13 protein-coding genes are annotated in these 12,222 nt (G+C 62.6%); 5 read left to right on the forward strand and 8 right to left on the reverse strand.

The annotated features are described in order from the left end of the window. Positions 1-97: 97 nt before the first annotated feature. The 4 genes from trmB to NUV89_RS22505 form a co-directional block, all read right to left on the reverse strand. On the reverse strand, positions 98-823 hold the full coding sequence (trmB, locus tag NUV89_RS22490; RefSeq protein ID WP_257783040.1) for a tRNA (guanosine(46)-N7)-methyltransferase TrmB: 726 nt from the start codon (positions 821-823) through the stop codon (positions 98-100). A gap of 8 nt (positions 824-831) precedes the next feature. Beyond that, entirely contained in the window at positions 832-1,626 is a 795-nt protein-coding gene (locus NUV89_RS22495) for a thiazole synthase (RefSeq protein WP_181282511.1), read from the reverse strand. 52 nt (positions 1,627-1,678) lie between these two features. Continuing rightward, complete coding sequence (gene thiS, locus NUV89_RS22500; RefSeq protein WP_026136943.1) at positions 1,679-1,879, reverse strand: sulfur carrier protein ThiS; 201 nt, start codon at positions 1,877-1,879, stop codon at positions 1,679-1,681. Between the two features lie 71 nt (positions 1,880-1,950). Then, a complete protein-coding gene (locus NUV89_RS22505) occupies positions 1,951-2,328 on the reverse strand; it encodes a DUF423 domain-containing protein (RefSeq protein WP_207040463.1) in 378 nt (125 codons plus the stop codon). Positions 2,329-2,398: 70 nt separating this feature from the next. Here NUV89_RS22505 and mtgA point away from each other — a divergent pair, with 70 nt between their 5' ends. Beyond that, positions 2,399-3,121: a monofunctional biosynthetic peptidoglycan transglycosylase gene (gene mtgA, locus NUV89_RS22510; protein ID WP_257783041.1), complete on the forward strand. Its 723-nt coding sequence runs from the start codon at positions 2,399-2,401 to the stop codon at positions 3,119-3,121. Between the two features lie 138 nt (positions 3,122-3,259). On the opposite strand, the gene rpoH is transcribed toward mtgA, so the two are convergent. The 4 genes from rpoH to ftsY all read right to left on the reverse strand — a co-directional run bounded on the left by rpoH (position 3,260) and on the right by ftsY (position 7,304). Next, positions 3,260-4,114, reverse strand: a complete 855-nt coding sequence (rpoH, locus tag NUV89_RS22515) for an RNA polymerase sigma factor RpoH (RefSeq protein ID WP_016972967.1) — start codon at positions 4,112-4,114, stop codon at positions 3,260-3,262. 126 nt (positions 4,115-4,240) lie between these two features. After that, positions 4,241-5,266, reverse strand: a complete 1,026-nt coding sequence (gene ftsX, locus NUV89_RS22520; protein ID WP_257783042.1) for a permease-like cell division protein FtsX — start codon at positions 5,264-5,266, stop codon at positions 4,241-4,243. Then, positions 5,263-5,934: a cell division ATP-binding protein FtsE gene (ftsE, locus tag NUV89_RS22525; protein WP_017737950.1), complete on the reverse strand. Its 672-nt coding sequence runs from the start codon at positions 5,932-5,934 to the stop codon at positions 5,263-5,265. Before ftsE ends, ftsX begins: the two co-directional genes overlap by 4 nt. Then, on the reverse strand, positions 5,931-7,304 hold the full coding sequence (gene ftsY, locus NUV89_RS22530; RefSeq protein WP_257783043.1) for a signal recognition particle-docking protein FtsY: 1,374 nt from the start codon (positions 7,302-7,304) through the stop codon (positions 5,931-5,933). The genes ftsE and ftsY overlap by 4 nt, the downstream gene beginning before the upstream one ends. A gap of 232 nt (positions 7,305-7,536) precedes the next feature. Between ftsY and NUV89_RS22535 the strand changes: the two genes are divergently transcribed. From NUV89_RS22535 to NUV89_RS22550, 4 genes are all read left to right on the forward strand, one after another. After that, positions 7,537-8,892 (forward strand): pitrilysin family protein, encoded by a 1,356-nt coding sequence (locus tag NUV89_RS22535; protein ID WP_257783044.1) that lies wholly within the window; start codon positions 7,537-7,539, stop codon positions 8,890-8,892. Beyond that, positions 8,885-10,375: a pitrilysin family protein gene (locus tag NUV89_RS22540; RefSeq protein ID WP_257783045.1), complete on the forward strand. Its 1,491-nt coding sequence runs from the start codon at positions 8,885-8,887 to the stop codon at positions 10,373-10,375. Before NUV89_RS22535 ends, NUV89_RS22540 begins: the two co-directional genes overlap by 8 nt. Continuing rightward, positions 10,375-10,992, forward strand: coding sequence for a 16S rRNA (guanine(966)-N(2))-methyltransferase RsmD (rsmD, locus tag NUV89_RS22545; protein ID WP_257783046.1), 618 nt, complete (start codon positions 10,375-10,377; stop codon positions 10,990-10,992). Before NUV89_RS22540 ends, rsmD begins: the two co-directional genes overlap by 1 nt. A gap of 149 nt (positions 10,993-11,141) precedes the next feature. After that, positions 11,142-12,137, forward strand: a complete 996-nt coding sequence (locus NUV89_RS22550) for a hydrolase (RefSeq protein ID WP_257783047.1) — start codon at positions 11,142-11,144, stop codon at positions 12,135-12,137. Positions 12,138-12,222 lie beyond the last annotated feature (85 nt).

Consider the following 12,222-nt stretch of genomic DNA (forward strand, 5'->3'; position numbering starts at 1 on the left):
CAGTGCGGAGTGTCAGTCACTGAAGTTGTCGACTGATCCACCGCATTCGCGAGCAAGCCCGCTCCCACATTTGATTGCATTTCAACTTTCTAGCTGGTTAAGACAGCTTCTCGAACTTCAGATCCCAAACACCATGCCCCAGTCGCTCACCGCGACGCTCAAACTTGGTGATCGGCCGCTCGGCCGGGCGCGGTACGCATTTGCCGTCTTCGGCCAGGTTGCGGTAGCCAGGCGCTACATCCATCACTTCCAGCATGTATTCCGCATACGGTTCCCAGTCGGTGGCCATGTGCAGGATGCCGCCCACTTTCAGCTTGCTGCGCACCAGTTCCGCGAAGGAGGCCTGGACGATGCGGCGCTTGTGGTGGCGGGATTTGTGCCATGGGTCCGGGAAGAACAGCATCAGGCGGTCGAGGCTGTTGTCGGCGATGCAGCGGTTGAGCACTTCAATCGCGTCGCAGTCGTAGACCCGCAGGTTGGTCAGGCCTTGCGTCAGCACGCCATTGAGCAGCGCGCCCACACCGGGACGGTGCACTTCAACGCCGATGAAATCCTGCTCCGGCGATGCCGCAGCCATTTCCAGCAGGGAGTGGCCCATGCCGAAGCCGATTTCCAGGGAACGCGGGGCCGAACGGCCGAACACCTGGTCGTAGTCCACCGGCGCATCCGCCAACGGCAACACGAACAGCGGCGTACCTTGCTCCAGGCCCTTTTGCTGGCCTTCGGTCATGCGACCGGCGCGCATCACAAAACTCTTGATGCGGCGGTGCTTGGACTCGTCGCCTTCTTCCACGGTGTTCGGCGTTTCGTTTGATTCAGTCATCATGGCTCTTACTTGATCAGACCATCCAGCGGCGAAGAGGCGCTGGCGTAGAGTTTTTTCGGCATGCGCCCGGCGAGGTAGGCCAGGCGGCCCGCGACGATCGCATGTTGCATGGCTTGGGCCATCATGATCGGTTGCTGGGCGTGGGCGATGGCCGAGTTCATCAGCACCGCGTCACAGCCCAGTTCCATGGCGATGGTGGCGTCGGAGGCAGTGCCCACGCCCGCATCCACCAGCACCGGGATCTTGGCTTCTTCGAGGATGATCTGCAGGTTGTACGGGTTGCAGATCCCCAGGCCGGAACCGATCAGGCCGGCCAGCGGCATCACGGCGATGCAGCCGATTTCGGCCAGTTGGCGGGCGATGATCGGGTCGTCGCTGGTGTAGACCATCACGTCGAAGCCTTCCTTGACCAGGGTTTCGGCGGCCTTGAGGGTTTCGATCACGTTGGGGAACAGGGTTTTCTGGTCGGCCAGCACTTCCAGCTTCACCAGGTTGTGGCCGTCGAGCAGCTCACGGGCCAGGCGGCAGGTGCGTACGGCTTCGATGGCGTCGTAGCAGCCGGCGGTGTTCGGCAGGAAGGTGTAGCGATCCGGCGACAGCACTTCGAGCAGGTTCGGCTCGCCTTCGATCTGGCCCAGGTTGGTGCGGCGCACGGCGAAGGTCACGATCTCGGCGCCCGAGGCTTCGATGGCCAGGCGGGTTTCTTCCATGTCGCGGTACTTGCCGGTGCCGACCAGCAGACGGGACTGGTAGGTACGACCGGCCAGGACGAAGGGCTTGTCGCTACGAACGATGCTCATGGGAAATCCTCGGAATGGGGTGAGGTTCTGCAGAATTCAGGAAGCTGCGCGACTAGCCGCCGCCGATGGCGTGGACCACTTCGATCTGGTCACCTTCGCTGAGCGCAGTCTCGGCATGCAGGCTGCGCGGGACGATATCCAGGTTGAGCTCCACTGCGACGCGACGCCCGGTCAGGTCCAGGCGGGTCAGCAGGGCCGCAACGGTTTCGCCGTCGGGCAGTTCAAAGGGTTCGCCGTTCAACTGAATGCGCATGCCGCGGGCCGCCATCGTTTTTAGGGGCCAGCATTCTAGCCCGATCAACGTGGCTGACCCAAGTCCCTTGGTCAGGCGGCTTGCAAGCGGAACGCCGCCAGGCCCAGCAGGAACCAGCCGAGCAGGAACGCCAGGCCGCCAAACGGGGTGATGATGCCGAGCTTGCTGATGCCGGTCATGGTCAGCACATACAGGCTGCCGGAGAACAGCAGGATGCCGACCACAAACGAGACGCCCGCCCAGGTGACCAGGCGGCCCGGCAAGTGCGCCGCCAGCAGGGCCACGCCGAACAGGGCCAGGGTGTGCACCAGTTGGTAGGTGACGCCGGTGTGGAAGATCGCCAGGTATTCGGCGCTCAGGCGGTTTTTCAGGCCATGGGCGGCGAAGGCGCCCAGGGCGACACCGGTGAAGCCGAAAAAGGCCGCCAACATCAGAAAGCCACGCAGCATGAGGAACTCCAGTCACAAGGGGCAGGGTCTGTATAATGGCCCGCTCAACGGGTTCGGCCAAGCCATCTCTATGCTGCGTCTCCTCTTCAGTCGTTTTCTCAAAGTCGTGAAATGGTTTGCCATCGGCAGTGTCCTGCTGGTGCTGCTGTTGCGTGTCGTGCCGCCGCCGTTCACCGCGCTGATGGTGGAGCGCAAGATCGAATCCTGGTTCGACGGCGAACCCATTGACCTGCAGCGCACCTGGGTGCCGTGGGATGAGATCTCCGACGAGCTGAAAGTGGCGGTGATGGCCGGTGAAGACCAGCGCTTCCCGCAGCACTGGGGCTTTGACTTCGGTGCGATCCAGGCGGCGATCCTGCACAACGAGCGGGGCGGTTCGATTCGCGGCGCCAGCACCTTGAGCCAGCAGGTGTCGAAAAACCTGTTCCTGTGGGCCGGCCGCAGCTATTTGCGCAAAGGCCTGGAAGCCTGGTTTACCGGGCTGACGGAGATACTGTGGCCCAAGCAGCGGATTCTTGAGGTGTACCTCAACAGCGTGGAATGGGATGAAGGCGTGTTTGGCGCAGAAGCGGCGGCGCGGCACCACTTTGGCGTGAGTGCCAAGGCCCTGTCCCGTCAGCAGGCCAGCTATCTGGCGGCGGTGTTGCCCAACCCAAGGGTGTGGAGTGCCAGCCATCCGACGGCGTATGTGGCACGGCGGGCGGCGTGGATTCGGCAGCAGATGAGTCAGCTGGGCGGCGATGCCTACCTGCTCGAACTCAACAACACCCGCAAAGCCCCCTGGTCCGACTGACACAACACAGAAACAAATGTGGGAGCGGGCTTGCTCGCGAAAGCGGTGTATCAGTCAACATTTCTGGCGACTGACACTCCGTCTTCGCGAGCAAGCCCGCTCCCACATTTCGATCGTGTTGGTTTCGAATCCCGCGTTTTAGGCAGCGATCGACAGTTTCAGCTTGTTCATCGCGCTCTTCTCAAGCTGGCGAATCCGCTCGGCCGATACGTTGTACTTCTGCGCCAGGTCGTGCAGCGTGGCTTTGTCTTCTGCCAGCCAGCGCTGGTAGAGGATGTCGCGGCTGCGGTCGTCCAGCACTTCCAGCGCTTCGTGCAGGTTGTGGTTGGAGTTGTCACTCCAGTCCGCATCCTCCAGTTGGCGCGCCGGGTCGTAGCGGTGGTCTTCCAGGTAGTTGGCCGGCGATTGGAAGGCGCTGTCGTCATCCGCTTCGGCGGCTGGGTCGAAGGCCATGTCATGGCCGGTCAGGCGGCTTTCCATCTCGCGCACTTCACGGGGCTCCACGCCGAGGCTTTCGGCCACGCGGTGGACTTCCTCGTTGTTCAGCCACGCCAGGCGTTTTTTCTGGCTGCGCAGGTTGAAGAACAGTTTGCGCTGGGCCTTGGTGGTCGCGACTTTCACGATGCGCCAGTTGCGCAGGATGAACTCGTGGATTTCCGCCTTGATCCAGTGCACGGCAAACGACACCAAACGCACGCCCATTTCAGGGTTGAAGCGTTTCACCGCCTTCATCAGGCCAACGTTGCCTTCCTGGATCAGGTCAGCCTGCGCCAGGCCATAGCCGCTATAGCTACGGGCGATATGTACGACAAAACGCAGGTGGGCGAGCACCATCTGCCGAGCCGCCCCCAAATCCTGCTCATAGTAGAGACTCTCGGCCAGTTCACGCTCCTGCTCGGGCGTCAGCAATGGAATGCTGTTGACCGTGTGCACATACGCCTCCAGGTTCGCACCTGGGACCAGAGCATAAGCAGGTTGCAAAGAAGTGGTCATACGAAACCTCCGACTTACATAACTCGTGCAGTTCAGCACTGCGAAAATTGACCGGGAACCGTAGGACAAGTTCCCTAAACCGCTGATACGGTCAATACAAACGAAACCACATTAATCTGACATTAACTACTTCGGTGCCAGCTCGCGTAAATGACGAGCGACCGCAATCCAAGCACCGATATACCCCAACAGCACTGCGCCAAGCAAGAGACTCAGACCATCGGCTACCGGCACGCCCGCCAGGGCGAAATCACTGCCGTACAAGCCAGCCAGGCCGATAACCGCGTCGTTCAGCCAGTCCAAGCCAAATGCCAGCACGCCCCAGGACAAAATCCCGGCGCCGAAGCCATAAAGCGCGCCCATGTACAGAAAAGGCCGACGCACATAGCTGTCCGTGCCGCCGACCAGTTTAATCACTTCTATCTCGGTGCGACGGTTTTCAATATGAAGACGAATGGTATTACCTATCACCAAAAGTAATGCAGACACCAACAGCACCGTCAGGCCGAACACAAAGCGGTCGCCCAGCTTGAGGATCGCCGCCAGGCGCTCCACCCAGACTAGATCAAGTTGCGCCTGTTGCACCTTGGGCATCTCTGCGAGTTTTTGTCGCAGGGCTTCCAATGCGGGCTTGTCGACTTCATTTGGCATCACCAGCACCACGCCCGGCAGCGGGTTCTGCGGCAGCTCCTTGAGCGCCTCGCCCAGGCCGGATTGTTGCTGGAACTCCTCAAGGGCCTGGTCGCGGCTGATGTACTCGGCATCCGCGACGCCCGGCAGGTTCTTGATGTCATCACGCAGGCCTTCGCCTTCCTTGGTACTGGCATCGATATTGAGGTACAGCGAAATCTGCGCCGCACGCTGCCAGGAACCGCCGAGGCGCTCCACATTATTGAGCAGCAGCGACAAGCCCATCGGCAGGCTCAAGGCCACGGCCATCACCAGGCAGGTGAAAAAGCTGCCGATCGGCTGCTTGCCCAGGCGCCGCAGGCTGTCCAGCAGGCTGGCGCGATGGCTTTCGATCCAGGCGCGCAGCAGCGTGCCGAAGTCCGGGCCGTCGTCTTCGTCGTGTTTTTTCTTTTTCTGCGGTTGCGGGTCGGCCGGTTTCGGCGCCACGCGCTCGGAGACTTTAGGGCTGCGGGTAGCACTCATACGCCAGCCTCCCCGTCACCGATCAGGCGGCCGCGTTGCAGGGTCAGCATGCGGTGGCGCATGCGGGCGATCAGTGCCAGGTCGTGACTGGCGATCAATACGCTGGTGCCCAAGCGGTTGATGTCTTCGAACACGCCCATGATCTCGGCCGCCAAGCGCGGGTCGAGGTTACCAGTGGGTTCGTCCGCCAGCAGCAAGGCCGGGCGGTGGACGATGGCGCGGGCAATGCCGACGCGCTGTTGCTGGCCGGTGGACAGGTCGCCGGGGTAGAGGTCGGTCTTGTCCGACAGCGCCACGCGCTCCAGGGCCGAATCCACGCGTTTGACGATCTCGGCCTTGGACAGCCCGAGGATCTGCAATGGCAGGGCAATGTTGTTGAACACCGTGCGATCGAACAGCAGCTGGTGGTTCTGGAACACCACGCCGATCTGGCGGCGCAGGTACGGGATCTGCGCATTGCTGATGGTGGCCAGGTCCTGGCCGGCCAGCAGCAGTTTGCCGGTGGTCGGGCGTTCCATGGCCAGTAGCAGGCGCAACAAGGTACTTTTACCGGCGCCGGAATGGCCGGTGACAAACAAGAATTCGCCGCGACGCACTCGAAAGCTCAGCTCATGCAAGCCCACATGCCCGTTGGCATAGCGTTTACCGACCTGTTCGAATCGAATCATGGACGCTCCCGCTCGGCGAAAAGTGCCTGGACAAAGGGTTCGGCTTCAAAGGTGCGCAGGTCGTCGATACCTTCACCGACGCCGATATAACGAATGGGCAGGCCGAACTGCTTGGCCAGGGCGAAGATCACGCCGCCCTTGGCCGTGCCGTCGAGCTTAGTCAATGCCAGGCCGGTCAGTTGCACCGTCTGGTTGAATTGTTTGGCCTGGCTGATGGCGTTCTGCCCGGTGCCGGCGTCGAGCACCAGCAACACTTCGTGCGGGGCGTCTGCGTCGAGCTTGCCGATCACGCGGCGGACTTTCTTCAGCTCTTCCATCAAATTGTCTTTGGTGTGCAGGCGACCGGCGGTATCGGCGATCAGCACATCAATGTTGCGCGCCTTGGCGGCTTGCACGGCATCGAAGATCACCGAAGCAGAATCGGCGCCGGTGTGCTGGGCGATCACCGGGATCTTGTTGCGCTCGCCCCACACTTGCAGCTGTTCTACCGCCGCGGCGCGGAAGGTGTCGCCCGCCGCCAGCATGACTTTCTTGCCTTCGGATTGCAGCTTCTTGGCCAGCTTGCCGATGGTGGTGGTCTTGCCGGCGCCGTTGACGCCCACCACCAGGATCACGAACGGCTTGTTCGGGGTAATCACCAGCGGTGCTTCCACCGGCTTGAGCATGGCAGCCAGCTCGGCTTGCAGGGATTTGTAGAGGGCGTCGGCGTCGGTCAGCTGCTTGCGCGCGACCTTCTGCGTCAGGCTCTGGATGATTACGGCAGTGGCTTCGACGCCCACGTCGGCGGTGAGCAAACGGGTTTCGATGTCTTCCAGCAGCTCGTCATCGATGACCTTCTTGCCGAGGAACAGGCTGGCCATGCCTTCGCCGATGCTGGCGCTGGTCTTGCTCAGGCCTTGCTTGAGGCGGGCGAAGAAACCGGTCTTGCTGGTTTCGGCGGCAACGGGTTCGGGCTCGACCACAGCAGGAACGGCTGTTTCGACGACTGGCGCGGCTTCAACCACCACGGCCACCGGTTCCACCACGGCAGGGATCGGCGGTGCGACGTGTTCAGCCTGGACGTCTTCAACCAGCGCCACCGGCTCTTCGGCCACTGGCAGTTCCGGCCACGGCTTATGTTCGGGCTCTGGCTCTGGTTCCGGCACAGCCTCGACCACCGGCTGCAACACCGGCTCAACCAGCGGCAACACCACCGGTGCCGGGGTCTCTGCGACCGGTTCGGCTTCTACGATGGGCTCAGGAATAGGCTCAGGTTGAACCTGTGGCTGTTCTTCGACGGTTTCCTGCGGCTTTTTGCGCAGCCATCCGAACAGGCCTTTCTTCTCGCCAGCCGCAGCTGGGGTCTTCTTGTCGTCGTTGGAACCAAACATGGAGACGGCTATCTCAAGGTAGCGACGCGCCAGTAGGCGCGTCGGTAAATAAAATTCGATGCGTAACAGACTGTTTTTTAGCCAGCTCGTTCATGCGCAACATCTTGTAAGGCCTAAATAGGGCCTTAACAGGACTGCCGCAGTGGCCGTCCGTAAATCCGACCAGTATCCTAGCACCTCCTCGCCCGCCGACGCTAAGACCAAGCGGGCAGCCCAACAGGTTTAAAAACGAATGAATGCTCTAGCCCGCCGCGCCGCAGGCCTGCTGTTCAGCACAGTTTGTCTGCCTCTTTCAGCCTTGGCTGCCGATCCACAACCCACCCATGAATTCACCCTGGATAACGGCCTCAAGGTCGTCGTACGCGAAGACCATCGCGCGCCAGTGGTGGTTTCCCAGGTCTGGTACAAGGTCGGTTCAAGCTACGAAACCCCAGGCCAGACCGGTTTGTCCCACGCCCTGGAGCACATGATGTTCAAGGGCAGCGCCAAGGTCGGCCCCGGCGAAGCCTCGCTGATCCTGCGCGACCTCGGCGCCGAAGAGAACGCCTTCACCAGCGACGACTACACCGCCTACTACCAGGTACTGGCCCGTGACCGCCTGGGCGTCGCCTTCGAACTTGAAGCCGACCGCATGGCCAGCCTGCGCCTGCCGGCCGACGAGTTCAGCCGCGAGATCGAGGTCATCAAAGAAGAACGCCGCCTGCGCACCGACGACAACCCGATGTCCAAGGCCTTCGAGCGTTTCAAGGCCATGGCCTTCCCGGCCAGCGGCTACCACACGCCGACCATCGGCTGGATGGCTGACCTGGAGCGCATGAAGGTCGAAGAGCTGCGCCACTGGTACCAAGCCTGGTACGTGCCGAACAACGCCACCCTGGTGGTGGTCGGCGACGTCACCCCGGACGAGGTGAAGAACCTGGCCCAGCGCTACTTCGGCCCGATCCCCAAGCGTGACGTGCCACCGGCCAAGGTGCCGATGGAGCTGGCCGAGCCCGGCGAGCGCCTGCTGACCATGAAAGTGCAGACCCAACTGCCCAGCGTGATCCTCGGTTTCAACGTACCGGGCCTGGTCACCGTCGAAGACAAACGTTCGGTGCAGGCCCTGCGCCTGATCTCCGCCCTGCTGGACGGCGGCTACAGCGCACGTATCTCCGAGCAGTTGGAGCGTGGTGAAGAGCTGGTTTCCGCCGCCTCCACCAACTACGACGCCTACACCCGTGGCGACAGCCTGTTCACCCTCTCGGCCACGCCGAACCAGCAGAAGAAAAAGACCATCGCCCAAGCCGAAGCCGGCCTGTGGCGCCTGCTGGATGAACTCAAGGCCAAGCCACCCACCGCCGCCGAGCTGGAACGCATCCGCGCCCAGGTCATCGCCGGCCTGGTCTACCAGCGTGATTCCATCACCAGCCAGGCCACGGCCATCGGCTCGCTGGAAACCGTCGGCCTGTCCTGGAAGCTGATGGACACGGAGCTTGCCGACCTGCAAAGCGTGACCCCGGAAGATATCCAGAAAGCCGCGCGCACCTACTTCACCCGCGAACGTCTCAGCGTCGCCCATGTCCTGCCTGAGGAGACCGCTCATGAGTGATCGCAAAAGCAGCCGCCTGATCTTCCCCGGCCTGATCGCCGTCACCCTGATCGCTGCCGGCGCCGTGTACTTCCTGCGCCCAAGCGAATCCATCGCCAGCCCGGCGCTGGAAAAAGCCCAATCGGCCAGCACCTTGCAATCCTTGGCCGAGCTGGACGGCAAGGCGCCAACCAACCGCAAGCTCGACGTGCAAACCTGGACCACCGCCGAAGGCGCCAAGGTGCTGTTCGTCGAAGCCCATGAACTGCCGATGTTCGACCTGCGCATCCTGTTCGCCGCCGGCAGCAGCCAGGACGGCGCTGTGCCGGGCCTGGCGCTGATGACCAACGCCATGCTCAACGAAGGCGTGCCGGGCAAGGATGTGAGCCAGATCGCCCGTGACTTCGAAGGCCTGGGCGCCGACTTTGGCAATGGTGCCTACCGCGACATGGCGCTGGTGTCCCTGCGCAGCCTGAGCGCCGGCGACAAGCGTGACGCGGCCCTGTCGCTGTTTGATGAGGTGATCGGCAAGCCGACCTTCCCGGCCGACTCCCTGGCGCGCATCAAGAACCAGATCCTCGCCGGCTTCGAATACCAGAAGCAGAACCCGGCCAAGCTGGCCAGCCTGGAGCTGTTCAAGCGCCTGTACGGCGACCACCCTTACGCGCACCCGAGCGAAGGCACACCCGAAAGCGTGCCGAAGATCAGCCTCGCGCAGTTGCAGGGCTTCCACGCCAAGGCCTATGCCGCTGGCAATGCGGTGATTGCGGTGGTCGGCGACCTGACCCGCGCCGAAGCCGAAGCCATGACGGCCAAGGTGTCGGCATCGCTGCCCAAGGGCCCGGCGCTGGCGAAGATCGCCCAACCGACCGAGCCTAAAGCCGGCCTGAGCCATATCGAGTTTCCGTCCAAGCAGACGCACTTGCTGTTCGCCCAACTCGGCATCGACCGCGCCGACCCTGACTACGCGGCCTTGTCCCTGGGCAACCAGATCCTCGGCGGCGGTGGCTTTGGCACGCGCTTGATGAGCGAAGTGCGGGAAAAACGCGGCCTGACCTACGGCGTTTACTCCGGTTTCTCACCGATGCAGGTGCGCGGCCCGTTCATGATAAACCTGCAGACCCGCGCCGAAATGAGCGGCGGCACCCTGCGCCTGGTTGAAGAGGTGGTGGCTGACTACCTGAAGACCGGCCCGACCCAAAAGGAACTGGATGACGCCAAGCGCGAGCTGGCCGGCAGCTTCCCGCTATCTACCGCGAGCAACGCCGATATCGTCGGGCAGCTGGGCGCGATGGGTTTCTACAACCTGCCGCTGAGCTATCTGGAAGATTTCATGAAACAATCCCAGGCCCTGACCGTAGAGCAGGTCAAGGCTGCAATGAACAAACACTTGAGCGCCGACAAGATGGTCATCGTGACCGCCGGCCCGACCACTGCGCAAAAGCCACTACCGCCCCCTACTGATAAACCCGCCGAGCAGCCGCTCGGGGTCCCGGAGCATTAATGGCCAGTACATCTCGCCCGAAAAAACCCGTCCACAACGTACACAACGGTGTGGGCCAACTGCGCATCATTGGCGGTGAATGGGGCAGCCGCAAGCTGAGCTTCCCTGACGTCGTGGGCCTGCGCCCAACGCCAGACCGCGTGCGTGAAACCCTGTTCAACTGGCTCGCGCCGTACATCGGCGGGGCCAAGGTGCTGGACCCGTTCGCCGGCAGCGGCGCGCTGTTCCTGGAGGCGCTGTCCCGTGGCGCGGCCCAGGCCCAGGCGCTGGACGCCAGCAACGTCGCGGTCTCCAGCCTCAAGGAACACTTGGGCACCCTGCGCTGCACCAACGGCCAGGTGCAAACCGCCGACGCCCTGCGCTACCTGGAAACCCAGCCGGCCAGCGAGTACGACGTGGTGTTCCTCGACCCGCCGTTCAACCAGAACCTGCTGCCGACCGTGTGTGCGCTGCTGGAAGAACGCCAATGGCTGGCGCCGGATGCGTGGATCTACACTGAAAGCGAGACCGCGCCTTCCACCCTGGGCCTGCCGGGTGCGTGGCGCCTGCACCGGGAACAGAAGTCCGGTCGGGTGTACTACGCGCTATGGCACCGTTTGGTCGAAAGCGCCGCCTGACTTTGTGGCGAGGGAGCTTGCTCCCGCTGGGGTGCGAAGCAGCCCCAAAACCGGCAACAGTGTTCTGACTGAATACATCCGGCGTTCTTGATGGGGCTGCTGCGCAGCCCAGCGGGAGCAAGCTCCCTCGCCACAACACCGGGGAATCCATGGAACCTTCCAACCACCTGTTCACCCCCGCCTTCGGCCTCGGCAACCCCCACCTGCAAACGCTGTGGGGGCCGCTGTGGCGCCCCGCGACCCATATCGAACGCCAACGCGAACGCCTGTGGCTGGACGACGGCGACTTCCTCGACCTCGACTGGCACGGCCCCCACGACGCCCAGGCGCCGTTGGTGCTGGTGCTGCACGGGCTCACCGGCTCATCCAACTCGCCCTACGTGGCCGGCCTGCAAAAAGCCCTCGCCCGCCAGGGTTGGGCCAGCGCAGCGCTGAATTGGCGCGGGTGTTCGGGGGAACCAAATCTGTTGGCGCGCAGCTATCACTCCGGCGCCAGCGAAGACCTGGCAGCGGCGATTGCCCATCTACGGGCCCAGCGACCATTGGCGCCGCTGTATGCGGTGGGTTACTCGCTGGGGGGCAATGTGTTGCTCAAGCACCTCGGTGAAACCGGCGCGGCATCAGGCTTGCACGGCGCGGCGGCGGTGTCGGTGCCGTTTCGCCTGGATCAATGCGCGGACCGTATCGGCCTGGGTTTTTCGCGGGTTTACCAGAAGCACTTCATGCGTGAAATGCTCGCGTATATCCGCGTCAAGCAGCGCCGCTTCCTGCAGGACGGCCGCGCAGACGGGCTGAAAACCCTGGAAGCCTTGGGTTCGCTGGAGAAGATGCGCACGTTCTGGGATTTCGATGGGCGGGTGACGGCGCCGTTGCATGGGTTCCTCAGTGCCGAGGATTACTATCGCCGCGCGTCGAGTCGCTATTACCTGGGTGAGATTCGTACGCCGACGCTGATAATTCATGCGGCGGATGATCCGTTTGTGTTTGCCCATAGCTTGCCGGAGGCTGGTGAGTTGTCGGACTGCACGGAGTTTGAGTTGACGGCAAAAGGCGGGCACGTCGGATTTGTTGACGGATCGCTCAAGCATCCAAGCTACTACCTAGAACGCCGCATCCCCCAATGGCTACTGACACAACACGGTTAAACCTGTGGGAGCTGGCTTGCCTGCGATAGTGGTGTGTCATTCAACAGAGGTATTGGCTGTGCTGGCCTCATCGCAGGCAAGCCAG

The sequence above is a fragment of the Pseudomonas sp. 18.1.10 genome, from assembly GCF_024655625.1.
In the GTDB taxonomy this organism is placed as follows: Bacteria; Pseudomonadota; Gammaproteobacteria; order Pseudomonadales; family Pseudomonadaceae; genus Aquipseudomonas.

Coding starts and splice junctions, on each gene's coding strand:
- ftsE (WP_017737950.1), bottom strand. CDS start 5,934: ATGATTCGATTCGAACAGGTCGGTAAACGCTATGCCAACGGGCATGTG.
- mtgA (WP_257783041.1), top strand. CDS start 2,399: ATGCTGCGTCTCCTCTTCAGTCGTTTTCTCAAAGTCGTGAAATGGTTT.
- ftsY (WP_257783043.1), bottom strand. CDS start 7,304: ATGTTTGGTTCCAACGACGACAAGAAGACCCCAGCTGCGGCTGGCGAG.
- NUV89_RS22505 (WP_207040463.1), bottom strand. CDS start 2,328: ATGCTGCGTGGCTTTCTGATGTTGGCGGCCTTTTTCGGCTTCACCGGT.
- thiS (WP_026136943.1), bottom strand. CDS start 1,879: ATGCGCATTCAGTTGAACGGCGAACCCTTTGAACTGCCCGACGGCGAA.
- rsmD (WP_257783046.1), top strand. CDS start 10,375: ATGGCCAGTACATCTCGCCCGAAAAAACCCGTCCACAACGTACACAAC.
- NUV89_RS22550 (WP_257783047.1), top strand. CDS start 11,142: ATGGAACCTTCCAACCACCTGTTCACCCCCGCCTTCGGCCTCGGCAAC.
- rpoH (WP_016972967.1), bottom strand. CDS start 4,114: ATGACCACTTCTTTGCAACCTGCTTATGCTCTGGTCCCAGGTGCGAAC.
- trmB (WP_257783040.1), bottom strand. CDS start 823: ATGACTGAATCAAACGAAACGCCGAACACCGTGGAAGAAGGCGACGAG.
- NUV89_RS22535 (WP_257783044.1), top strand. CDS start 7,537: ATGAATGCTCTAGCCCGCCGCGCCGCAGGCCTGCTGTTCAGCACAGTT.
- NUV89_RS22495 (WP_181282511.1), bottom strand. CDS start 1,626: ATGAGCATCGTTCGTAGCGACAAGCCCTTCGTCCTGGCCGGTCGTACC.
- ftsX (WP_257783042.1), bottom strand. CDS start 5,266: ATGAGTGCTACCCGCAGCCCTAAAGTCTCCGAGCGCGTGGCGCCGAAA.
- NUV89_RS22540 (WP_257783045.1), top strand. CDS start 8,885: ATGAGTGATCGCAAAAGCAGCCGCCTGATCTTCCCCGGCCTGATCGCC.